Here is a 25034-nt window from a genome sequence, read left to right as displayed (position 1 = left end):
AAAATCCCCAAGCACCCCGCGCCTTCGCTATTCAACCCAATAGAGACCCCACCATGAACTACGCGCCCCTCACAGAAGACGAACTGAATTTTGTAGAGAGCATCATCTTCCGCTGCGAAAACGACAACTCAATAATTGACATGAGCGAATTGGATGGCTTTTTTACCGCGATTGTATCCAGCCCAAACACTGTTATGCCCAGCGTCTGGTACCCAGAAATCTGGGGAGGGCAAGGTGCCGAGCCCGAGTGGCAAAAGCCCGAAGAAATGGAAAAATTCATGCGGTTTACCACACAGCATATGAACAACAACATTTTTATGCTACTGGAGCGCTCAAGCGAATTTGAAGCACTGTTTAACGAGACGGAAGCTAACGCTAAAACCTATAACATCGTAGACGAATGGTGCTTTGGCTATATGCGTGGCGTCACGCTGAGCGGCTGGGAAAAACTGCCAAAGAACCTGCGCCACCATCTGGATCGCATTGCCCTGCACGGCACCTACGCAGGCTACGAACAGTTAGATAAAATGAGCGAAACCGAATTCAGGCAATCGCAACAAAAAATAGAGCCTGCCGCACGAGCACTTCACAGCTATTGGTTTGAACAGCGCAGTGACGAGAGTACCGATACTGGAACCGTATTACGCACCGCCCCCAAAACAGGCCGCAACGATCCCTGCCCTTGTGGCAGCGGTAAAAAATATAAAAAATGCTGTTTGCATTAAACGGAAACTAAACACGCACTGGACTCAAATTAAAACACCGGTACCTAAGTAGCGCCTTAACTCATTGATTCAACCGGCTCGCTCGCAGCAGATTCTTCGTTCTCAACCAAGCTTACGAGCGTCCAGTCAGCTTTTGGCTTAATGGGCTTGTCCAAGGTATAAAAATAGACGTGCCCCTGAGTATCAACCGCAAACAGCGGTGTTGCCCGATTACCGTAGGTCTCACGGTAATGATCTTCGGTAAAGGTTTCAGATAATTTTGTGCCTTTAATTTTTGCACCGCGGCTTATCAAGCCCGCCAAGCGTCCATAAGTAGCCGTTGCATTAAATAAGCCCAACTTTTTCGCATAGTCCTCTGATACCTTGTGGCTCGCTCTACCTTCCTGTTCACCCGACGTTAACGCAAGCACCGTCCCTTTTCCCATCGTGTATTCAAAGTGGTAAGTAACCAATGGGTTTAATTGCCGATAAGGCGATAGCACTAACACCTGACCTATTGCAGATAAATCCAACGTGCGCTCAGCGTGTTCAGATATAGGATTACCGTAATAAGTTGGAATATTATCCATACGCGCTTCACCAATAGAGTCCCAGTTAGTATCACACATACGTACTGTTATGCCATTCTCGATCAATCCCTTGGCTAAAGCCCGTGCAAATTTACTGGTACCGAATATTAATATTCCATTCGGAGAAGGAGCCCGTAACTTTAACAAATTCGCCACCGTTACCGATGTTAAACTTTGCAGAACAACAGTTGAGATAATAACCAGAAAAACCATGGGAACCAGTATGGATGCCTGTGCGTCCCCCTGAGCTTCTAGCCGCAAGGCAAACAATGCCGAAACCGCCGCCGCAACAATGCCCCGCGGCGCTATCCAACTAAGCAACAACCGTTCGTTAACGGTAATGTCTGAACCGAGTGCCGAAGCGAATACACCCAACGGGCGAGCGATAAAAATAATTACAACCAAGACTAAAACAGCCCCCCAGCCAATACTGAGTATCTCGCTAAAATTTATACGTGCAGCCAACAAAATAAATAGCGCTGAAATGAGTAACACGCTTAACGTTTCTTTGAATTCTAATATGTCGTCCACATCAACATGCTTCATATTAGCTAAGCCAATACCCATAATGGTAACCGTCAACAAACCTGACTCATGGGCCAACACATTGGAAAAAGCGAACCCTCCCAGCATTAGTGTAAGTACCGCCGTGTTTTGTAGGTAAAGAGGTATCCAGTTGTTACGCAACGCAACACCCATGAGGTACCCCAACCCTGCGCCAACCACAACGCCAACAGCAACCGTTAAACCGAATGCTTGCAGGGTATGTGACAGTGCATTTTGGTCGCTGGCAATATATTCATATACCAATACGGCCAATAAAGCGCCAATAGGATCAATAATAATCCCTTCCCAACGTAATATATTTGCCACCCGAGAACTCGGCCGAATCGTACGTAGCATAGGGATAACAACTGTAGGGCCAGTTACGGTAACAATTGCGCCAAATAGAAAGGCCACCTGCCAACTAACCCCAAGCATAAAATGCGCTGCTGGCGTCACCACTAACCAAGTCAACACCACGCCGACTGTACAGAGGTTGCGCACCATAGAACCATGGCCAGCAATATCTTGAACACGTAAAGTAAGTGCGCCCTCAAATAAAATAATGGCGACAGAAAGGGATACAATGGGAAACAATAAATCACCAAACAACTCGTCGGGATGCAGCACTCCAAGTATTGGCCCCAGAACAATACCCGATATTAACAGCGGTAAAATGGCCGGTAGTTTTAATCTATAGGCAAGGTATTGACACGCCAGAGATATAAGCCCAACACTCACTAACAATACAACAGGATCATTAAACATTTTTACCGCCCATCGGCTTTCTGTGGATCACAGATTCTACATGCCTTTACCTGTATTCAGTAAGCAAAAACAGACTAAACCTATGTCGTGATTTAGGTGCGGTGCTTTTACGCGAACCCTGCGCTTACTAATAGGCTCATGCAATAAATGACAGCAACAACAATGGAGTATTTTTCTTAACAAAGGGCTACCACTTCCCCATTTTTTGAATGTGGGTTTTATTTATTGCTAACCTACTTAGAATAAAAAAACCATCATGGAATACCGCTTTAAACAATATATTGCTATATTGCTTGCAGTCATATAGTTTTTATGACTATATGCTTATAGTTCGTTTGACAACATCCTGCCTCCGCTATATATAAACATCTTCGATGCCGCCACGCCGTTTTAATAATAACAGCACAGCTGTATGGCGCTCGATCAACGTCACCTGTTTGCAATAAACAGGATAAGCCTTCCAACAGCCCCTCCCCCTCTATTGGCGGTATTGGTTGAGAGGTTATATATGGAGAATAATAATGAAATCAATCAGTTTGCGAAGTAATGAGTTCACACAGAAACTTACCCGAACAGGTAAAAGCGTAATGGCGACACTCGTTTGTGCCGCAGCTCTGTGCGCACCTGCGTCCAGCGCCCAAACCATAACGTCAAACCAAACAGGCACCCATAACGGTTTTTACTATTCGTTTTGGAAAGATTCCGGCGATGCAACCTTTGGCTTACGCGAAGATGGCCGCTACACATCTCAGTGGAGCAACAGCACCAATAACTGGGTTGGCGGAAAAGGCTGGAATCCCGGCGGCCCCAAGGTTGTCAATTACTCGGGCAGCTACAACGTCGACAACTCTCAAAACTCCTACCTGGCCCTTTATGGATGGACAAAAAGTCCACTCATTGAATATTACGTTATCGAAAGCTACGGCTCTTACAACCCTTCCTCCTGTAACGGCGGTACGAACTACGGCAGCTTTCAGAGTGACGGCGCAACATACAATGTTCGTCGCTGCCAGCGGGTACAGCAACCCTCTATTGAAGGCACTCAAACATTCTATCAATACTTCAGTGTGAGATCGCCTAAGAAGAGCTTCGGCAGCATAAGTGGGACCATAACCGTCGCCAACCACTTTAACTTTTGGGCGAGTAAAGGCCTTAACCTAGGTAATCACGACTACATGGTTTTGGCCACTGAGGGATACCAAAGTTCTGGCAGCTCCGACATCACCGTGTGGGAAGGCAGTGCCAATTCAAGCTCCAGTTCAAGCTCCAGTACCAGCTCAAACTCCAGTTCAAGCTCCAGCGCTACTGGCGGTAGCGGCATTACGGTTCGGGCGCGCGGCACGAACGGCTCTGAGCACATCAACCTGATCGTTGGCGGCTCCACCGTTGCAAGCTGGACTCTAACCACCAGTAACCAGGATTATACCTACAACGGCACAGCGACCGGCGACATCCAGGTAGAGTTCGACAACGACGCCAGTGGACTCGACGTTATACTCGATTACGTTTATGTCAACGGTGAAACCCGTCAAGCTGAAGATATGGAGTACAACACTGCAACCTACGACGGCGAATGCGGCGGAGGCTCCTACTCTGAAACGATGCACTGCAATGGTGTCATTGGATTCGGCGCGACCTCTGACTGTTTCAGTGGGAACTGTAGCAGTGGTACAACCAGCAGTAGCACCAGTAATTCGTCCAGTTCCAGCAGCTCATCCAGCAGCTCCACAAGCTCATCCAGCGGTAGCTCCTGTCAATGCAACTGGTATGGCAGCTTGTACCCTAGCTGTCAGAATCAGACCAGCGGTTGGGGGTGGGAGAACTCCGCAAGCTGTATTGGTACCGACACCTGCAACAACCAATATGGTGATGGCGGAGTGGTTTGTAATTAATACATTTAAACGGCATCACTTCGTTTGAGGGTTCGTTTAACCAAAACCTCAAGCGCAGAAGATTAATTCAAGAAAAACCAAGTGCAAAAAGGCTAGGGGAAACTAGCCACCTTCGGGGCAGATTTATTCTGCCCTTTTTTTATTTCGATATTGGCCCGGAAGAAAAAGCGTTCATTCCTTGGGCGCCTCATCAAATTCAAGCCTCAAGTTTTACCGATAAACCAGAGCTCGAGCAAAAACTGCAGCCGTAGGGTATACGCAAAAACACTCATTGAACGGAGGACTCAATCTAAAGAGCGTCACGCTACAACCATCTACGCCGCAACCTTTCGGATCCCATAGCCGATATAAAAGGACCGCCTGCCATCGATAGCGAAAACGGCCTTGAATGCCCCCGTACAATGCTACAACTTATATATTGAAATAATGAGTTTTTACGAGTGATTACAGCTGCGGTGGAGTTTATCCAGTTTATGAAAAACCACATCTAAGGTACGCACATCGTCGCGCCCTAGCCTACTTGAAATAGAAAAACCATCTAAGAATACTGCAAATAAATATCATTTCGCTATATCTATAGCACCCATATAGTTTATTTGACAATATGCTTATAGTTCATTTGACAATATCATACCCCCACGATATATAAACACCTTCGATGCAGCCATGCCGTTTTTAACAATAACAGCAAAGCCGTATGGCGCTCGATCAACGTCACCTGTTTGCAATAAACAGGATAAGCCTTCCAACAGCCCCTCCTCCTCTAATGGCGGTATTGGTTGAGAAGCTATATACGGAGAATAATAATGAAATTAATCAATATGCGAAGTAACAAGTTCAAACAGAAAATCACCCGATCGGGTAAAAGTGTGATGGCGACACTCGTCTGCGCCGCAGCCATGTGTGCACCTGCGTCCAACGCCCAAACAATAACGTCAAACCAAACAGGCACCCATAACGGTTTTTACTATTCGTTTTGGAAAGATTCCGGCGATGCAACCTTTGGCTTGCGCGAAGATGGCCGCTACACATCTCAGTGGAGCAACAGCACCAATAACTGGGTTGGCGGCAAAGGGTGGAATCCTGGCGGCCCCAAGGTTGTCAATTACTCGGGCAGCTACAACGTTGATAGCTCCCAAAATTCCTACCTAGCTCTCTATGGCTGGACAAAAAGTCCACTCATCGAATACTACATCATCGAAAGCTACGGCTCTTACAATCCGGCCTCCTGTAGTGGCGGCACAAACTATGGCAGTTTTCAAAGTGACGGCGCCACTTACAATGTTCGTCGCTGTCAGCGAGTACAGCAACCCTCTATTGAAGGCACTCAGACGTTTTATCAATACTTTAGCGTAAGATCACCTAAGAAGAGCTTCGGCAGCATAAGTGGGACCATAACCGTCGCCAACCACTTTAATTATTGGGCGAGTCAAGGCCTGAATCTGGGTAGCCATGACTATATGGTTTTGGCCACTGAGGGATACCAAAGTACTGGCAGCTCCGACATCACCGTGTGGGAAGGCAGTGCCAACTCAAGCTCAAGCAACTCCAGTACCAGCTCAAGTACGAGCTCCAGTGCTAATGGCGGTAGCGGCATTACCGTTCGCGCGCGCGGCACGAACGGCTCTGAGCATATCAACCTGATCGTTGGTGGCTCCACCGTCGCAAGCTGGACTCTAACCACCAGCAACCAGGATTACACCTACAACGGCACAGCAACCGGCGACATCCAGGTAGAGTTCGACAACGACTCCAGTGGCCTCGACGTCATACTCGACTATGTTTATGTCAATGGTGAGACCCGCCAAGCTGAAGATATGGAATACAACACTGCAACCTACGACGGTGAATGTGGTGGAGGCTCCTACTCCGAAACCATGCACTGTAGCGGCGTCATCGGCTTCGGTGAAACCAGCGATTGCTTCAGCGGCAACTGCAGCAGCGGTACCACCAGCAGTAGTTCTAACTCGTCCAGTAGTAACAACTCGAGCACCAGCTCTTCTACCGGCAACAGCTCCTGTAACGGGTACGTTGGCATCACCTTCGATGACGGTCCTGGCTCCAACACCAGCACCCTTATTAACCTACTCAACCAAAATAACCTTACCCCCGTAACATGGTTCAATACAGGGCAGAATGTTGCCAGCAACTCAGGTCAGTTCTCACAGCAGCTGAGCGTAGGCGAAGTTCAGAATCATAGTTACTCGCACTCGCACATGCTCAACTGGAGCTACCAGCAGGTTCGCGACGAACTCAGTGACACCAATCAGGCAATCCAAAACGCAGGCGGTTCTCAGCCCACACTCTTCCGCCCACCCTACGGCGAGACGAACTCCACCATCAACCAAGCGGCGCAAGACCTCGGTCTCCGTGTTATCACTTGGGATGTTGACTCTCGTGATTGGGACGGTGCCAGCGCCTCCGCCATCGCAAGCGCGGCCGCCCAGCTCCAGAATGGCCAAGTGATCCTGATGCACGACGCCAGCTACAACAACACCAACAACGCCATCTCACAGATCGCATCCAACCTTCAATCCCGAGGCCTGTGCCCTGGCAAAATCGACCCGAGCACTGGCCGAGCAGTCGCGCCATCAAGCTCGAACAACAGCTCTAGCAGCACTTCAAGCACCAGTAGCAGCAGCTCCAGTAGTTCGTCGTCCAGCTCAACCAGCGGCGGCGCTTGCCAGTGCAACTGGTATGGCACCCTATACCCAAGCTGTGAGAACCAGACCAGCGGCTGGGGATGGGAGAATTCTGCAAGCTGTATCGGTCCCGATACCTGTAACAGCCAATCGGGCAATGGCGGAGTTGTTTGTAACTAGTACCACAAAAAAAGTCGTTATTATCAAGGCCTCTGTTTCACTTAATCAGAGCCAGCGACGTAAAATAGTAGACGTTATTTTCTATAAACGTTTCATAGTACTTACATAATTTTAGGTGGCACGACCTAAAAAAAGGGTTCGAGACCTTAGCCAACTTTGGGCGGATTTATTCCGCCCTTTTTTTTGGCCTGTACTTTGTGGATATCAATCTCTCGCCCTACTTTCCCAAGACAACCACCCTTCGCACAACGCCCAAACGTTCACTTAATTGAAAAACATGCACCTCATCGCCCTCTTAAATAGCGCAATAATCATGAGGAGGTTCAGATAATGTGCCAGACATCAATTGCGCACTGACTTCTCCGACCCGCCGTAAAGCCTTCCTTGGGAACTTCACGCCCGCGCCCTTACGAGCGAGAGCCGCCAAACCTTGTTTTATAGTGGCGACGGTCTATTTATAAGATGAGTACCGGGTTCCGGGAGGGGCAGAATCCTATCCGGACAGGTCAGAACCCTATCCGGAAGGGTCAGCACCCTATCCGGGTTGGGTCAGAATCCTATCCAGGTTGGGCCAGAATCCTATCCGGGTGGGTCAGAGCCCTATCCGGGTTGGGCCAGAATCCTATCCGGGTGGGTCAGAGCCCTATCCGGGTGGGCCAGAGCCCTATCCGGGTGGGTCAGAATCCTATCCGGGTTGGGTCAGAATCCTATCCGGGTGGGCCAGAATCCTATCCGGGTGGGTCAGAATCCTATCCGGGTGGGTCAGAATCCTATCCGGGTGGGTCAGAATCCTATCCGGATGGGTCATCCACTCGTTCTCACGATCCTCCGTGGGAAATCCGATTACACACCGGGGATCAAGCCTGCGCCAGACACCCATTGCGCGCCCGCCCCATAAACCCATCCATGGGGGCTTCACACCGGCATCCCTGCGGGCGAGAGTTTATGGAGCAAGCCCTAAATTGTTGTTTTGGAGAGGTGTGGGACGAGCACTATCGAGAGAATGCCGACAGATTAGCAGCGATTAATTTAGATCCATATCTATATGCTAACGAATCACGTTTTAGGAAATACGCGGCGACGGGTAATCTAAGTGCTAGCAATCATATTTAAATGGCACCGAGCGAACTAAACGACGAAAAGTTTTGGTTGCTAATAGCTATACCGTAGTAATTTATGACAAAACCGATGTGAAAAGTCTATGTTGTATAACCGGTCTTGTTATGTCGGATTACTGGGATGCAACTACAATATGGATGTGGGAGTTATCGTAATGAAAAATATATTTTTAACTATTGTCTCGCTGACTTTATCTTCTTCTACTAGTAAAAATAATGATATTATTTTTGGCGCTACTGTTGACCGGAAGGACTCATGTCGCATATCAGTGAAAATTTAAAATAAGCAGGTAATTTTCAATCCAAAATTGATCTACCCGGAAAGTGTAGGTTAGTCACTTATGACGAAACCCAAAGCCTCACTCCCGCAATGCGGGCAATGTATAACGGCGTTAAATTTTGGGAGAAATTAATGGTCCCTACAAAAACTTTTCTGAGATAGCTGTGCCAGGCGAGCCTGGCAACGTGGCGTTTATTCGTGATTTTTTACCTGTTCACGATACCGGCTCTCGCATAGTAACAAACTCTTCTGCAGCCGTTGGATGAATACCGATAGTGCTATCAAAATCTTCTTTTGTCGCACCGGCTTTTATGGCAATGGCAATACCTTGGAGAATTTCTCCTGCATCTGGACCGACCATATGCACACCGAGGACTTTTCTACTTTCTTTATCAACGATTAATTTCATAAAAGTACGTTCATCAATACCACTTAAGGTGTGCTTCATGGGCTTGAACGTACTTTTGTAGATTTCCAGCTGATACCCCAGTTCTTTTGCGTGCTCTTCGGTATAACCGACGGTTCCGATATTGGGCTGGCAAAATACGGCGGTAGGAATGTTGTCATAATTGATATTAATGGGCTGGTCGTTAAAAATGTAGCGCGCTAACGCCATGCCCTCGGCCAGCGCCACCGGGGTGAGCTGCATTCGCCCGATAACATCACCTAACGCATAGATGCCCGGCACAGAGGTTTCAAAATTGTCGTTAACGGCAATACAACCATCGACTTTTTGTTCAACACCCACACTTTCTAGCCCCAGGTTTTCGCTTTTGGGCTTTCGTCCAATGGCGGTAACAACAGCATCAACTTGCTGCGTTTGACTATGAGCACCATCAGCTTTCTGGCACTCGACATCAACATTTAGTGAACCATCCTCATTTTTTGTTATTTTTTGAATCTGGCTATTAAAAGAAAGTTTTATACCTTTTTTCTGTATTTGCTCGGCCACGAAGGATCTAACTTCGTTGTCAAAATTGCGTAAAAACAGTGATCCTCGATAGACGAGTTCGGTCTCACATCCCAAGCTGTTGAGAATACCGGCGAACTCAACAGCGATATAGCCACCGCCCTCGACGATAACGCGCTTAGGAAGTTGCTCTAGGTAAAAGAAGGCATTGGAGTCGATGGTGTATTCGGCACCGCTATAGCTAGGCTTTCTTGGCCAGCTACCGGTTGCGATAAGAATGTTTTTAGCGCTATAGGTTTTATCACCCACTGTTACGGCATTTTTACCTGCGATGGTTGCCCGGCCATGAATGATTTCCACCCCGGCATTGGAGAGAATGGAATCGTATACTCCATTCAAACGCTGGATTTCCTGTGTTTTGCTATCGCGCAGGGTATTCCAGTCGAACGAAATATCGCCGTGGCTCCAGCCAAAACCTTTAGCTGCTTCGTAGTCTTCACGGAAATGGGAGGCATATACGAAGAGTTTTTTGGGTACACAACCTACGTTTACGCAGGTTCCTCCCAGATAGAGATCTTCCGCTATGGCGACTCTGGCGCCCAACTGCGAGGCAATACGGCTTGCGCGCACGCCACCGGAGCCTGCGCCGATAACAAATAAGTCGTAATCAAAGGTGTCTGAATTGGTCATGCTGTTTACCTGCCATGTTTTTTGCAGGTGCTAGCATATAAGCGGTAGAGGGGTTATTTCAAACATCAATCTCAATAGATGGATGACCTCTATCATTTTTACGGCGATCTCTGCCGGATCGCAGCTCGTAAATTGCTCTTGAAACCTTCTTTTCTTTGTTGCGACGATCCGCCCCTCTACGGCGCTCTTTATCCTTCAACCGTCGTTGATAAGGGGATTTGGGTTGTTTCTCGTCCCTATGAGGCGCAACAGAGGGTGCATTCTGCTGTCTTGTAGCTGAACCGGCGGGAATGGGCCTGTGTGTAGGTTTTATTGAATCGACCATATGCAAACTTTAACCAATAACATGCGGCTCTTTCTGTTAAGAAAAGTGCCCTGTAAGCATTTTATCGGCGAAGTTTGCCTGTTCTTTAGTTCGTTTTAGTTTAACGGCTCACTGCTTTAATCTTTCGGGGGCTTTACCCTGTTACGACGATGACTGGTCGCTTTTATACCAGGACAGCTTTGCTTGCAATTTAACCACATCACCAATAATGAGCAGTGTGGGCGCGTGGACTTCACGGGTAGCAATCAGTGCGGGTAGCGATGCTAAAGTCCCGCTGTGTACAACCTGCTGCGGCAGGGTTCCTCTTTCAACCAGGGCAGCCGGCGTATCTGCAGACTTACCGTATTGGATCAATTTTGTGCATATTTGCTCCAAACCTTTCAGCCCCATATAGAACACAAGGGTTTGGCGGCTATCGACAAATTCCTGCCAGTTAAAATTAACGTCTCCATCTTTCAAATGGCCAGTAATAAAACGTACCGACTGAGAATGGTCTCTGTGGGTAAGAGGAATGCCCGCATAGGCTGCGCAACCGGAGGCAGCGGTAATGCCGGGAACAACTTGAAACCGGATATTGTTTTCCGCCAGCAAGTCTATCTCTTCCCCCCCCCGGCCAAAGATAAAGGGATCGCCACCTTTCAAGCGCAATACACGTTTGCCCTGCTGCGCCAGTGTGAGCAATAGCTGATTGATATCCTGCTGGGCCATGCTGTGTTCACTGCGTTTTTTACCGACGTAGATTCGCTCGGCATCGCGCCTCACCATCTCCAGGATGGGTTCGGATACTAGGCGATCGTAGAGCACGACTTCGGCCTGCTGCATCAGTCTTAACGCCTTAAACGTCAATAGATCAGGATCGCCGGGGCCGGCGCCAACCAAGTAGACTTCACCGCTGGTGTCGCACTGGGAATGGGAGATGCGCTCTTCCAATAGCTGCTCTGCTTTTCCGGTATTACCGGAAAACACCTGCTCGGCAATATCACCGTTAATAACACTTTCCCAGAAACGTCGACGCTGCTCACCATCGCTAAATGCCTGTTTGACTTTATTTCGAAAGCGACTGGCGAGCTGCGCGAGCTGGCCATAGGCCGCCGGAAGTGTGGCGTCCAGATGGGAGCGGATACGCCGAGCCAGCACCGGAGCTTCGCCACCACTGGAGATGCCAATAATAAGCGGGCTGCGATCGACAATCGCGGGAGTGATAACACTGCATAGATCCGGACTATCCACAACATTTACGGGCAGATTGCGCTGCTGACAATCTTTCGATACCTGTTCGTTTAACTGGCGGTTATCAGTGGCGGAGATAACCAGTACTTTGCTCTCGATAAAACGCTGTTGGTAGCCTTCAAAAAAGCAGGCGCCGCCGCTTTGCTGAACCAACCGCTGCAATTCATCCTCGATTTTCGGCGCAACAACGATAATCACCGCTTCGGCCTTCGCCAACAACCTGGCCTTACGAGTCGCAATACTGCCACCGCCAACAATAAGACAGGGTTTGTTTTTTACATCGAAAAATAGCGGCAGGTAGTCCATGGAGTCCTTCGTCTAGGGCGATTGCGATAGGGTAAACACGGGCGCCAATGAAAACGCCCGGGAAGTGGTTTAAGCAGCAGAAATAGTTGTTTCGCCATTCATATAAGCACGCAAAGCTTCAGGGATCTCAATGGAACCGTCTGCCTGCTGGTAGTTTTCTAAAATCGCCACCAGCGTTCGACCAACGGCCAAACCGGAACCATTTAAGGTGTGCAGCAGTTCCGGTTTACCGGTTTCGCTATTGCGGAAGCGGGCCTTCATACGGCGAGCCTGAAATTCGCCGAAACAACTGCAGGAGGAGATTTCCCGATAGGTATTTTGCGAGGGCAACCAGACTTCCAGATCGTAGGTCTTAGTGGAGGAGAAACCTACATCGCCACCACAGAGTATGACTTTTCGATACGGTAACCCCAGTAGCTGCAGAATATTTTCAGCGTGGCCGGTCAGCTCTTCCAGCGCCTGGGTTGAGTTTTCCGGTTTTACAAACTGAACCAGCTCAACTTTTTCAAATTGGTGCTGACGAATCATACCGCGCGTATCGCGACCATAGCTACCCGCCTCAGAGCGGAAGCACGGCGTGTGGCAAGCATATTTCAGCGGCAGTTTTTTCTCGTCGATAATTTCACCGCGCATAACATTGGTAACGGGAACTTCTGCGGTTGGGATCAGGTAGTAATCGCGGTCATCCCGCAATTTAAACAGATCTTCCTCGAATTTTGGCAGTTGTCCGGTACCGTAGAGAGACTCTTTATTAACGATGTAGGGAACGTAAATTTCTTCGTAGCCGTGGGCGCCGGTATGGGTGTTAAGCATTAGCTGAATTAGAGCGCGATGCATGCGGGCGATAGAGCCGGTCATCACGGCGAAACGAGAGCCGGTAATTTTACCGCCAGTTTCAAAATCCAAGCCGCCCGCAGCAGCACCAACATCGACATGGTCTTTGATTTCAAAATCGAAAGTGCGTGGCTCGCCCCACTGACTTACTTCTACGTTATCGTCTTCACTTTTTCCTTCCGGCACGTCATCGGCCAGCAGGTTGGGAATACTGGAAATAATATCGTCCAGCTCTGACTGTACTGCACCCAATTTTTTCTCAGACTCTGTTAACGCACCCTTAAGGTTTTCCACTTCTTTTAACAGTGGAGCAATATCGTCTCCAGCAGCTTTAGCTTTACCAATTCCCTTAGATTTTGCATTGCGCTCCTGCTGTAAACTTTCGCATTCCACCTGCACGACTTTGCGTGCTTCTTCCAGTGCTTGAATTTTGTCGACATCCAGCGTAAAGCCACGCTTTTTCAGGCCTTCGGCAACATCGGTTAATTGTGTGCGAATTAATTTTGGATCTAACATGATTTTCCCAATTACAGTAATGAGTCAGTGATCGTAATACCTAAATAAACAGCTAGAACACAGAGCATTAAGCTCAAGCCCAGGTAGATTACAGCGGTTTGCCAGTGCCCTGCTTGGAACAAGTGCAAAGTTTCAATGGAAAAGGTTGAGAATGTGGTAAAAGCACCGAGAAAGCCGATCATAATAACGTGCCGCCACTCCTGTGACAGCATGGCTTTTTCGACAATCAACACATAAAAAATGCCCATCATTAAGGAGCCGAGGATATTCACCGTTAACGTGGCAACGGGGAATTTAATATGCTGTGGTGCCAAGGCAACCGATACCCCATAGCGCCCTATCGCCCCCAAGGCACCGCCTAATGCAACTGCTAACCAAAGCATATAATTTACTCTTAGTTTTTATAAATAATCCGCATGGATTGAAGTATGGTTTAACACAAAAACTCTCGAAACCGTCAATTCAGAGATAAACTGACAGAGCAACACGGGTGCATTTATACGATTACGAACGTCTCGCCCCAAAAGCCAACCATTCTGGGCTTAGCCCTGCGCAGCGCTGCGATAAATCCGCGTTTCACTCTCGTAACTATCTCTCAAATGAAAAACTCGGAGTTCATTTACTCTTTATTACCAGCTTCGTTTAACCTTCGAAGCCGTTGTAATTTCTCTGCAATTTTGATTTCCAAACCGCGCTCTACAGGTTGATAATAATGCTGTGTATCCATTTCGTCCGGGAAATATTTTTCCCCTGCTGCAAAGGCCTCGGGCTCGTCGTGAGCGTAACGATAACCACCGCCGTAATCCATATCCTTCATCAAACTTGTCGGTGCGTTTCGCAGGTGCATGGGCACATCGTAGCTGGGCAGTTTTTGCACATCGGCGCGCACGGATTTAAAAGCATTATACACGGCGTTGCTTTTCGCTGCGGAGGCCAAATAAACAACGGCCTGAGCAATAGCCAACTCCCCTTCGGGACTACCTAGGCGCTCCTGAACATCCCAGGCATTAAGGGCGATCTGCAACCCCCTGGGATCGGCGTTGCCGATATCCTCACTCGCCATTCTTACCACCCGGCGGGCAATATACAGCGGGTCACAGCCGCCGTCGAGCATCCGCATAAACCAGTAAAGGGCTGCATCTGGGTCGGAACCGCGAACAGATTTATGCAGTGCTGAAATCTGCTCATAAAACAGATCGCCCCCCTTATCGAAGCGTCGTACATCACCGGTAAGAACCTGCGAGACCACATCAAGAGAAATAGCTTCGCCGTCTTCGGTTAAATCACTGGATATCTCCAGCAAATTGAGGATGCGCCGGGCGTCGCCGTCGGCGGCAGCCACCAGCAAGGCTTCCACACCTTCAGCCAGGGTAAGGCCCTTGGCACCCAAGCCGTTTTCGATCGTCAATGCGCGATGTAGTAATTGCGACAGCTGTACTTCAGTGAAGCTCTTTAGCACATAGACGCGACAACGGGATAGCAGTGCATTGTTCACTTCAAAGGATGGATTTTCTGTTGTTGCTCCGACAAAGATCAACGTACCGTCTTCCACGTAAGGAAGAAATGCGTCCTGCTGGGACTTATTGAAACGGTGGACTTCATCTACGAACAATATTGTCTGGCGCTGATAAGCTTGGCGCTGCTGCTGAGCCTCGGTAACGGCTGCACGAATATCTTTCACTCCCGCCAGAACAGCAGAAATGGAGAGAAAATGAGCCTTGATCTCGTTCGCCAGCAATTTCGCCAATGATGTTTTGCCAATTCCCGGTGGCCCCCAAAGAATCATCGAGTGTACCTGGCCCTGTTCGAGTGCAAGCCTTAGCGGTTTGCCCTTGCCAAGAACATGCTCCTGGCCCAAGTATTCCATCAATTTTCGCGGACGCATGCGAGCCGCCAGCGGCTGGTGCTGATCCATTGCAGGTTGCGATGTAGTAAAAAGATCGTTAGTCATTATTGGCGATGTTGGGCTGGGCTGCGCGGTGCTCAAACACTGGTTAGTGATTGGCAATAATATCTACGCCCTCTGGGGCAATAAAATCGAATAGGCTGTTAGATATCTCGCTATTGATGTTCTGTTTCTTAAACGTTACAGCGGTAATCTGGCTGAGTTTGTCGACCAGAATCATCGATTGCAAAGTGTTCTTTTTATCGAACGTAAACTCTAACTGCGTAAACGTAGAGACCGCTTTATCCAGTGCTTTCATTGTGTATCGAGTAACCGCATCGGCTGTCTCAACCGTCACCTCGTACTGTTCCCCTAAGCTTGAAAAATCACCACTCAGAATTTGAGCAGGGCTATTGTCCAGGGTTTTTCTATCGGAAACGGTTACCTGCTCTAGATCGGCATCGTACACCCACAGAAATTGCTGATTCGCAACAACCAGTTGTTCATAGGGCGGGTTGACTTGCCAGTGAAATAAACCCGGGCTTTTAACCATAACGTTACCCTGGGTGGTCTGGATTTCGTCACCGGAAGGATCGGTTAACTGCTGGGTAAATTCGGCACTAAAGGTTTTAATCGCCTTTAACTTTTCACTCAGTTCCTGCTCGGGTTGAGCCAGTGCAGGCAAAGAAATAAAAAATAAAAAATAAAAAACGGTTTTGATCATAGTCATAATAAAGTCTTTTTAGTGTTTTGGCGGCGGCGGTGCTAGCACTTCGCGCATACCATTGGTACCCATTTCACTGACAACACCCGCGAGTTCCATCTCTTCTATTAAGCGCGCGGCGCGGTTGTAGCCTATGCGCAATTTTCTTTGCACCGAGGAAATACTGGCCTTGCGGGATTCTGTAATAAAGGCGACGGCTTCATCGTATAAGGGATCGGATTCTGCTTTATCGCCATCTTCACCCTCGGTAGCAAAACCAGGAATCGGTATACTCGCAACCTGCTCACTTAGAATATCTTCCAGGTAGTCCGGCCCTCCACGTTTTTTCCAATCGGCAACCACGTTGTGTACTTCGTGATCGTCAATAAAGGCGCCGTGAACTCGCACGGTTACCGATGTGCCAGGAGGAAGGAAAAGCATATCGCCATGACCGAGCAATTGCTCGGCACCGCCCTGGTCAAGGATAGTACGAGAATCCACTTTAGACGAAACCTGAAAGGCCATACGTGTGGGCACGTTGGCTTTAATCAAACCCGTAATAACATCCACAGAGGGGCGCTGAGTTGCCAGTATCATATGAATACCCGCAGCACGGGCCTTCTGTGCAATACGGGCAATAAGCTGCTCCACTTTTTTGCCGACGATCATCATCATATCGGCAAATTCATCAATCACAACCACGATAAACGGCATGGTGGTTAAATTAGGGGCGGTGGCATTTTCCAACTCAATAACACCATCGTCTTCCGGTGCCCACAGCGGATCGGGAATGGGCTCACCAGCCTTTTCTGCATCGCGTACTTTTTTGTTGTAGCCGGTAATATTACGCACACCCATGGCCGCCATTAATTTATAACGACGCTCCATTTCACCCACACACCAACGCAGGCCTGTGGCAGCATCTTTCATATCGGTAATAACCGGCGTTAATAGGTGCGGAATACCATCGTAAACCGAAAGCTCCAGCATTTTAGGGTCGACCAAAATCAACCGCACTTCGTCCGGAGTCGATTTATATAACATGCTCACCAGCATGGAGTTAACGCCAACAGATTTACCCGAACCGGTGGTTCCCGCCACCAGCAGGTGAGGCATTTTTGCCAGATCAGCAATGATGGCTTCGCCTGAAATATCGTGTCCCAGCGCGAGAGTTAAAGCAGATTTGGAATTTTCAAAAGTAGTCGAGCTAATAACTTCACTCAGCCGAACCATTTCACGATATTCGTTAGGGATTTCTATACCGACAACAGACTTCCCCTGAATAACTTCGACTACACGCACACTGCTTACGGCTAGCGAACGCGCAAGATCTTTTGCAAGGTTAGTGATTTTGCTCACTTTAACGCCCGGCGCAGGTTGAATTTCGAAGCGAGTCACCACGGGCCCAGGCAGTACAGCAACAACCTCAGCAATCACATTAAAATCTTTTAATTTAAACTCTAGCAAACGCGACATTGCTTCCAGCGATTCTTCGGAATAGCCCTTATCACTTTTTTTATCGGCCGGATCCAACAGGCTAACCGGAGGTAACTCCCCTACTGGTGGAGAATCATCAAACTGCAAGGTTTGTTGCTTTTCTTTTTGCGCCCGAACACTAACCTGAGGTTTGGCTTGTTTCGGCGGAGTGATTTTCGGCGGTGTACGTATTCTCTCTTTTTCGATATGAATTTTTGCAGCTTCGCGGCGTTCTTTAACCGCAAGCCTGGCATTTTTGCGCTCTTCAGCTCCCTGCCGCCATTGCACAAAACGACTTTTCACCCAGGCGATCATTTTTAATACGCCGTTACCCAATGCATCCATAACGGCAAACCAGGAGATGTCGATAAAAATGGTTAGGCCAAACAACATCAAAGCCAGCAGCAACATACTGCCACCCATATAGCCGAAGGTATTGTTTACCGACATGGCAGTACTTAGGCCAAGGTACCCTCCGGCCGAGAATGGCAGAAGCGCGCTATCCATTCCGTACTGCATAACGGCAATACCGGTAGCCGCAACCATAACCAGAACAAAGCCCACCAAACGCAACAGCAGTATTACCCAATCAAATTGAAAGCCATTACGCTCACGCAATTGCACAATCACTTGATAAGCCAGTAAACCAGGAAATAGATATGCAATATTACCGAACAGTGAAAAAAACACATCGGCCAGCCAAGCTCCCGCAGTGCCGCCAGCATTTTCGATAGCACCCCCATTGCCGGTTTTGGACCAGCCCGGGTCGCTGTTGGAATAGGTCAATAGCGCCAGCGCAATAAACGCACAAGCGAGCATCAAGCCGATCAACACCCCTTCCCGTAGTATTCGCGCGACAGCGGTTGTTTTTTCAACAACTATACCGCCTGTATTCACTTCTGCTTTACTCAAAATGGAACTCGATTACGTTATAATTTACGCTATTGTACCTTCTTTATTTATATCGTTATATCGACACCAACGAATTGTATTAGTTTTAGCTATGATCAATATAAAGGCGACGGAATAGCTGGGATTCCCTTGATATTCTACTATCCAGCCTTTCAAAATTTCTCCATTATTAGCATTCAACAACAGGAAGAACGAATTATGAGCGACGCGAAGCATTTTCCATTGATTATTCTCGGCTCCGGCCCAGCGGGTTATACCGCGGCCATTTATGCAGCGCGCGCGAATCTTAAGCCGGTCGTCATCACCGGCATGCAGCAAGGTGGCCAATTGACCACCACCACCGAAGTTGAAAACTGGCCAGGCGGCCCATCCGACCTGCAGGGCCCAGATTTAATGGTGAATATGCAACAACACGCGGAACGTTTCGACACGGATATTATTTTCGACCATATCCATGAATGTGATCTGAACAGCACCCCCAAAAAGCTGATAGGCAGTGAAACCTATACCTGTGATGCGTTGATCATTGCGACGGGCGCCTCCGCCCAATACCTTGGCCTTCCTTCCGAAGAGGCTTTCCAGGGTAAGGGCGTAAGCGCCTGTGCCACCTGTGATGGTTTCTTCTACCGTGACCAGAAAGTCGCCGTTATCGGCGGTGGCAATACCGCCGTTGAAGAGGCACTCTACCTGGCCAATATCGCCAAAGAGGTCGTGTTGGTTCATCGCCGTGATGCCCTGCGTTCCGAAAAAATTCTGCAAGATCGCATTCTTGAAAAAGCTAAAAACGGCAACGTCACGATCATGTGGAACAGCACTCTGGACGAAGTTTTGGGTGACGATGCGGGCGTGAACGGCCTGCGTTTAAAATCGACTGTTGATAACAGCACACAGGATATCGATGTGAGCGGTGTATTTATCGCTATCGGCCACAAACCCAATACCGATATTTTTGCCGAGCAACTGGATATGCACAACGGCTACATCAAAATCAAAAGCGGCCTCGAGGGCGAAGCCACTTCGACCAATATACCAGGCGTTTTCGCGGCAGGTGACGTTGCCGACCACGTTTATCGTCAAGCAGTTACCTCCGCCGGTGCTGGCTGTATGGCCGCACTGGATGCCGAAAAGTATCTGGACAATCTGTAATTGACCCTCATCATGCAAGCGTTACGTTGCCCGGGAGCTGGATATGAGCCAATTACACTGGCTTGATACGCAGGAAATCTGGTTCCCACCGACATCTAGCGCCCTGAAAGACCCCGACGGCCTGCTGGCCGCCGGTGGCGACCTCACCCCACAACGGCTGGTAAGCGCCTATTCCCGCGGTATATTCCCCTGGTACAGCGAAGGGCAGCCCCTGCTTTGGTGGGCGCCCGATCCACGCATGGTACTGCGACCTAAGAACCTCTACTTCGGAAGGTCTCTACGAAAGTTTCTTCGAAAACACCCCTTTCGAATTACTATTGACCAAGAGTTTGAAACGGTTATGCGCCAGTGCGGATCTGTTACTCGTAAAGATCAGGACGGCTCGTGGATTACTGAAGAAATGATCGAAGCCTACTCAGAGCTGCACGCTCTGGGTATCGCTCATTCCGTCGAAGCCTGGCAGGACGATGAGCTGGTGGGCGGACTCTATGGTGTTGCACTGGGACGCGCCTACTTCGGTGAATCCATGTACAGCGTGGTTAGCGGTGCTTCGAAAATAGCGTTTTCCACGTTGGCGCAACAATTAAATCAATGGCAGTTTGAGTTGATCGATTGCCAGATCCAAAGCGAGTACCTCGCCTCATTTGGTGCAATCGAAATATCGCGCCACAACTTTGAACACGCACTGTCTAAAGCAGTCGGTGCCAACCCACAGTCCGCCGCTGAGATACCCTTGGCCGTAAGGACTGTTGAATCAGACAATCTCACTATTCCTATACTCAATTGGAAACAAGCCTGGCAGATGCCGGAGAAGGGTTATGACGGATCTGACCAAACTTAAACTCTACGCAACCCGGCCACACAGCTGCAGCTACTTACCGGATAAAGATGCAACAACGGTTTTTATCGACCCCATTGCCGAAATCGATGCCGATATCTACAGTGAACTTTCCCGCTATGGCTTCCGGCGCAGCGGATCAAACATCTACCGCCCCCATTGTGACGAGTGTCAGGCGTGCGTACCTATCCGGCTTATTGTTGATGATTTTAAACCCAACCGATCACAGAGACGCTGTATAAAAGCCAATACTGACCTCGCTATCACAACCGTCGAATCCATAAGTACAGAAGAGCACTACTCCCTTTACGAAACCTATATTAATGAGCGTCATGCCGATGGCGACATGTATCCCGCCAGTTACGAGCAATACAGTGACTTTCTAACCGCCGAGTGGGGTGTTACCCGTTTCATTGAAATGCGAGACCAGGACGCGAAACTAGTTGCCGTTGCCGTTACTGATCGGCTTGATCACGGCCTGTCTGCAGCTTATACATTTTTTGATCCCGCCTTAACCAACCGAAGTCTCGGCACCTTTGGGATTCTCTATCAAATCCAATTGGCGCGCGAACTACAGCTGCCGTTTGCCTATCTAGGCTACTGGATACGTAAGTGTCAAAAAATGAATTACAAAACCCAGTACCAGCCCTACCAGGTTTTAATTAACCAGGCCTGGGTAACCGTCACCGACTACCCTCCCGAAAATGGCGCAAAAACCCAATTGTTATAACATAACAATTGGGTGCAGGCCCCATGTAATGGAGCAATCAGCCTCTAACATCTGTTATTTCAATTGCCGCACATTCTTATCTAGCTTTAGAGCTTGTTTTCCAATAAATCGCTTGGACAGATTTTTGGCAATAAATTCTGCTCTTTTGGCCAATTAGCTTGGATTCTACGACCATTTAGGGCAAAATGCCGCCTCTCGAAATTCAACCCGAAATGATTGAGGTTTGTGCCGAATGGCAAAAGAAGACAATTTTGAACTGGAAGGCGAAGTTATCGATACTCTGCCAAATACGACCTTCCGTGTAAAACTGGAAAACGGCCATGTCGTTACTGCCCATATTTCTGGAAAAATGCGTAAAAATTATATTCGCATTCTGACTGGCGACAAAGTAAAGGTTGAAATGACACCTTACGATTTAAGTAAAGGCCGCATCACTTACCGCGCCCGCTAATTACTTTACCTTACAAATAAAAAAAGGCCTGCAATTGCAGGCCTTTTTTTGGCTTAAGAAAACACTTAAGCGCAGGGTTCGGGCGAACCCTCCTTCGCTTTCTCGACTTCAGGCACAATGCGAATTTGATCATCTTTCACATCAATATTCACAATGCCTCCTTTATCCGCCAGGACACCAAAGAGTACCAACTCAGCCAGAGGTTTCTTAATTTTCTCCTGGATAATGCGGGCCATTGGACGCGCACCCATTTTTTCGTCATACCCCTTAACGGCCAACCACTCTCTCGCTTCAGTGGTGATTTCAAGCGTAATACGCTTATCGTCCAACTGTGACTGCAGCTCCATTAGGAATTTGTCCACTACGGTTTTCACGACATCTAGAGACAAACCGCCAAACTGGACAATACCATCCAATCTATTGCGAAACTCGGGAGTAAACGTTCTCTTAACCGCTTCCATTCCATCGGTGGTGTGGTCCTGCTTGGTAAAACCGATTGAGGCACGGTTCATAGTTTCTGCACCGGCGTTAGTGGTCATAATCAACACCACATTGCGGAAATCGGCAGTGCGACCATTGTTGTCGGTTAGCGCGCCGTGATCCATAACCTGTAGCAGTAAGTTGAATACATCTGGGTGAGCTTTTTCGATCTCATCCAACAGCACAACACTGTGCGGCTGCTTGGTCACAGCATCGGTAAGCAACCCACCCTGATCAAAACCAACATACCCGGGAGGGGCACCGATAAGGCGAGATACCGTGTGGCGCTCCATATATTCGGACATATCAAAACGAATCAACTCCACACCCATCGCTGATGCCAGCTGCTTACACAGCTCAGTTTTACCAACTCCCGTTGGGCCAGCAAACAGGAATGAGCCAATAGGTTTTTCATGATTGGTTAAGCCTGCACGGGACAACTTAATGGCAGAAGCAATCGAGCTAATAGCCTCGTCCTGGCCAAAGACCGTCATCCGCAATGAATCCTCCAGTTTGGCAAGTAGCTGTTTGTCGTTAGACGAAACCGTTTTTGCCGGAACTCGCGCAATCTTGGCAATGATATTTTCGATATCGCGAACACCAATGACTTTCTTGCGCTTTGATTCGGGTAAAAGCTGCTGATAAGCACCGGCCTCATCAATAACATCAATCGCCTTATCGGGCATATAGCGATCACTGATATATTTACTCGCCAGCTCGGAAGCTGACTTAAGGGCGGTATCGGTGTACTTCAGTTTGTGGTGCTTCTCAAAGCGAGACTTTAGGCCGCGAAGTATTTTATAGGTATCTTCAACTGAGGGCTCGTTGACATCGATCTTTTGGAAACGACGCGAAAGGGCGCGATCCTTATCGAATATACCGCGATACTCCTGATACGTAGTTGACCCAATACAGCGCAAATCACCGCTGGTCAACATGGGTTTTAGCAGGTTAGACGCATCCATAACACCACCCGACGCGGCACCGGCACCAATAATGGTGTGAATTTCATCAATAAAGAGAATCGCATGCTCACGCTTCTTCAGCTCGGAGAGCAGGCCCTTGAAGCGTTTTTCGAAATCACCGCGATACTTGGTTCCCGCCAGCAATGAACCTAAATCCAGAGAGTAGACAGTGCTACCTGCCAGCACGTCGGGCACTTCGTTATCGATAATTTTCTTTGCCAATCCCTCCGCAATAGCCGTTTTACCAACACCACTTTCACCTACCAGCAGAGGATTGTTCTTTCTGCGACGAGCAAGAATCTGTACTACGCGCTCCACCTCAAAATCGCGACCGACAAGTGGATCAATACGGCCCGCCAAAGCCTGTTCGTTTAAGTTTGTAGCAAAAGATTCCAATGGGTTTTGGCTACTACCTTCACCAGCACCTGCCGATTCTTCATCGGGCTGCTCGTGGCTCGCATCTCCTTGACTACCAGAGCCAGAAACCTTAGAAATGCCGTGAGTGATGAAATTCACCACATCAATACGAGCAACGCTCTGTTGCTTTAAGTAGTACACCGCCTGACTTTCCTGCTCGCTAAAAATCGCAACCAGTACATTAGCGCCGGTAACTTCATTCTTGCCGGACGATTGGACATGAAAAACGGCACGTTGCAGCACACGCTGAAAACCGAGTGTTGGTTGTGTCTCGCGTTCTTCATCATCCTGGGCAATTAAAGGTGTCGTTGAGTCGACAAACTCAGATAAATCGCGACGCAATCCACTAAGGTCTGCACCGCATGCCCGCAAAACACTAGCAGCAGACTCGTTATCCAGCAATGCAAGTAAGAGATGCTCCACAGTCATAAACTCATGACGCTTGGATCTGGCACCTTTGAAAGCCGTATTTAAAGTCGATTCTAACTCTTTACTCAGCATGTTATTTGCACCTGATTGGGCCTTTCCACCGCAGCGCACAACAACGACCTATGCCCCTTGGTAGAAATAAATAGGATTCCTGTTTTAATCGGAATCACCGTCATCACAAGCTTCGATCTCACAAAGCAAAGGATGTTCATTTTGTCGCGCATATTGATTGACCTGCGCGGCTTTTGTTTCTGCAACATCCCGGGAAAAGATGCCACAAACACCCTTTCCTTTCGTATGTACCGAGAGCATTACATGTGTTGCCTTCTCACGATTCATACCAAAAAAGAATTCCAGCACCTCGACAACAAATTCCATTGGCGTGTAGTCGTCATTCAACAACACCACTTTATACAGCGAAGGTTTTTTTAAACGCGGTTTTTCTTCTTCAACCGCAAGCCCCCCACCGTCGATGACTGACTCGGAATCGTCATCTTTACTTAATGTTAGTCGAAGATTTTCAAGATTACCCATGGATTACACCAACCACACAAAACGTTATAGATCTTGATTTTAACTTAACCAAATGGTCGTAGACAGTCACGATTGAGCAAAAACTTGACAATTACACCATTGTTGGTTACAAAGTATTCAATCCGTCAAGGAGACGGTTGCTGTATAACAATAAATACCCACTGACATAACAGTGGGATCAAAGCAACGTTAAGTAATAGGGACCGAGCTATGCCTACCGGAACCGTGAAGTGGTTTAACAATGCTAAAGGTTTTGGGTTTATCCTGCCCGATACTGGCGGCGAAGATCTGTTTGCGCACTATTCCTCCATCGATATGGAGGGTTATCGAACACTTAAGGCGGGTCAGCCTGTTTCCTTTGAAATTGAACAAGGCGACAAAGGGCTGCACGCCAAACAAATTAAGGTCGTTAAAGACGCCGCGCCTACAGTAACTACTGCAACTGCCGTGCCTGAAGAAGCTTTAGTAGCTGAATCTTAAATGATTTAAGATAAAAAAGGCCTTTATCCACAGAGATGAAGGCCTTTTTTGCTTTATCCG

Annotated in this window: 18 protein-coding genes; 8 read left to right on the top strand and 10 right to left on the bottom strand. The window is 48.3% G+C overall.

Annotated elements, in window-relative coordinates; translation table 11 throughout:
- Positions 1-53 precede the first annotated feature (53 nt).
- Positions 54-725: a UPF0149 family protein gene (locus tag H5715_RS04810; protein ID WP_075187955.1), complete on the top strand. Its 672-nt coding sequence runs from the start codon at positions 54-56 to the stop codon at positions 723-725.
- A 56-nt stretch (positions 726-781) separates the two neighbouring features.
- On the opposite strand, the gene H5715_RS04805 is transcribed toward H5715_RS04810, so the two are convergent.
- A complete protein-coding gene (locus tag H5715_RS04805) occupies positions 782-2605 on the bottom strand; it encodes a cation:proton antiporter (RefSeq protein ID WP_075187956.1) in 1824 nt (607 codons plus the stop codon).
- A gap of 587 nt (positions 2606-3192) precedes the next feature.
- On the opposite strand from H5715_RS04805, the gene H5715_RS04800 reads away from it, so the two are divergent.
- Both H5715_RS04800 and H5715_RS04795 read left to right on the top strand, forming a co-directional pair.
- Positions 3193-4497, top strand: coding sequence for a glycoside hydrolase family 11 protein (locus tag H5715_RS04800; protein WP_075188128.1), 1305 nt, complete (start codon positions 3193-3195; stop codon positions 4495-4497).
- Positions 4498-5369: 872 nt separating this feature from the next.
- Positions 5370-7319, top strand: a complete 1950-nt coding sequence (locus tag H5715_RS04795; RefSeq protein ID WP_246434761.1) for a glycoside hydrolase family 11 protein — start codon at positions 5370-5372, stop codon at positions 7317-7319.
- A gap of 1612 nt (positions 7320-8931) precedes the next feature.
- Here H5715_RS04795 and gorA read toward each other — a convergent pair.
- The 7 genes from gorA to H5715_RS04760 all read right to left on the bottom strand — a co-directional run bounded on the left by gorA (position 8932) and on the right by H5715_RS04760 (position 18504).
- Positions 8932-10317, bottom strand: coding sequence for a glutathione-disulfide reductase (gene gorA, locus H5715_RS04790; RefSeq protein ID WP_075187957.1), 1386 nt, complete (start codon positions 10315-10317; stop codon positions 8932-8934).
- A gap of 466 nt (positions 10318-10783) precedes the next feature.
- The gene (gene cysG, locus H5715_RS04785; protein ID WP_075187958.1) at positions 10784-12178 is read right to left on the bottom strand and encodes a siroheme synthase CysG; all 1395 of its coding nucleotides are present in this window, start codon (positions 12176-12178) and stop codon (positions 10784-10786) included.
- A gap of 69 nt (positions 12179-12247) precedes the next feature.
- Complete coding sequence (gene serS, locus H5715_RS04780) at positions 12248-13528, bottom strand: serine--tRNA ligase (RefSeq protein WP_075187959.1); 1281 nt, start codon at positions 13526-13528, stop codon at positions 12248-12250.
- Positions 13529-13539: 11 nt separating this feature from the next.
- The gene (gene crcB, locus H5715_RS04775) at positions 13540-13911 is read right to left on the bottom strand and encodes a fluoride efflux transporter CrcB (protein WP_075187960.1); all 372 of its coding nucleotides are present in this window, start codon (positions 13909-13911) and stop codon (positions 13540-13542) included.
- A 236-nt stretch (positions 13912-14147) separates the two neighbouring features.
- A complete protein-coding gene (locus H5715_RS04770; protein WP_075187961.1) occupies positions 14148-15479 on the bottom strand; it encodes a replication-associated recombination protein A in 1332 nt (443 codons plus the stop codon).
- Between the two features lie 43 nt (positions 15480-15522).
- Entirely contained in the window at positions 15523-16143 is a 621-nt protein-coding gene (gene lolA / locus H5715_RS04765) for an outer membrane lipoprotein periplasmic chaperone LolA (protein ID WP_075187962.1), read from the bottom strand.
- Between the two features lie 12 nt (positions 16144-16155).
- Positions 16156-18504 (bottom strand): DNA translocase FtsK, encoded by a 2349-nt coding sequence (locus H5715_RS04760; RefSeq protein WP_075187963.1) that lies wholly within the window; start codon positions 18502-18504, stop codon positions 16156-16158.
- A 198-nt stretch (positions 18505-18702) separates the two neighbouring features.
- Here H5715_RS04760 and trxB point away from each other — a divergent pair, with 198 nt between their 5' ends.
- The 4 genes from trxB (at position 18703) to infA (ending at position 21669) form a co-directional block, all read left to right on the top strand.
- Positions 18703-19650 (top strand): thioredoxin-disulfide reductase, encoded by a 948-nt coding sequence (trxB, locus tag H5715_RS04755; protein WP_075187964.1) that lies wholly within the window; start codon positions 18703-18705, stop codon positions 19648-19650.
- A 43-nt stretch (positions 19651-19693) separates the two neighbouring features.
- Positions 19694-20491, top strand: coding sequence for a leucyl/phenylalanyl-tRNA--protein transferase (aat, locus tag H5715_RS04750; protein WP_075187965.1), 798 nt, complete (start codon positions 19694-19696; stop codon positions 20489-20491).
- Positions 20469-21218 (top strand): arginyltransferase, encoded by a 750-nt coding sequence (locus H5715_RS04745; protein ID WP_075187966.1) that lies wholly within the window; start codon positions 20469-20471, stop codon positions 21216-21218. The genes aat and H5715_RS04745 overlap by 23 nt, the downstream gene beginning before the upstream one ends.
- A gap of 232 nt (positions 21219-21450) precedes the next feature.
- Positions 21451-21669: a translation initiation factor IF-1 gene (gene infA, locus H5715_RS04740; protein ID WP_011468168.1), complete on the top strand. Its 219-nt coding sequence runs from the start codon at positions 21451-21453 to the stop codon at positions 21667-21669.
- Between the two features lie 65 nt (positions 21670-21734).
- Here infA and clpA read toward each other — a convergent pair whose 3' ends face one another.
- A complete protein-coding gene (gene clpA, locus H5715_RS04735) occupies positions 21735-24032 on the bottom strand; it encodes an ATP-dependent Clp protease ATP-binding subunit ClpA (RefSeq protein ID WP_075187967.1) in 2298 nt (765 codons plus the stop codon).
- 84 nt (positions 24033-24116) lie between these two features.
- Positions 24117-24494 carry an ATP-dependent Clp protease adapter ClpS gene (gene clpS / locus H5715_RS04730; RefSeq protein ID WP_075187968.1) on the bottom strand — a complete coding sequence of 126 codons (378 nt, stop codon included), beginning with the start codon at positions 24492-24494 and terminating at the stop codon, positions 24117-24119.
- Positions 24495-24704: 210 nt separating this feature from the next.
- Here clpS and cspD point away from each other — a divergent pair, with 210 nt between their 5' ends.
- A complete protein-coding gene (cspD, locus tag H5715_RS04725) occupies positions 24705-24974 on the top strand; it encodes a cold shock domain-containing protein CspD (protein ID WP_075187969.1) in 270 nt (89 codons plus the stop codon).
- Positions 24975-25034 lie beyond the last annotated feature (60 nt).

The organism is Teredinibacter haidensis, assembly GCF_014211975.1.
Lineage (GTDB): Bacteria > Pseudomonadota > Gammaproteobacteria > Pseudomonadales > Cellvibrionaceae > Teredinibacter > Teredinibacter haidensis.
The sequence above is the reverse complement of the archived record's forward strand: the minus strand, read 5'-3'. Positions and strand labels throughout refer to the sequence as shown.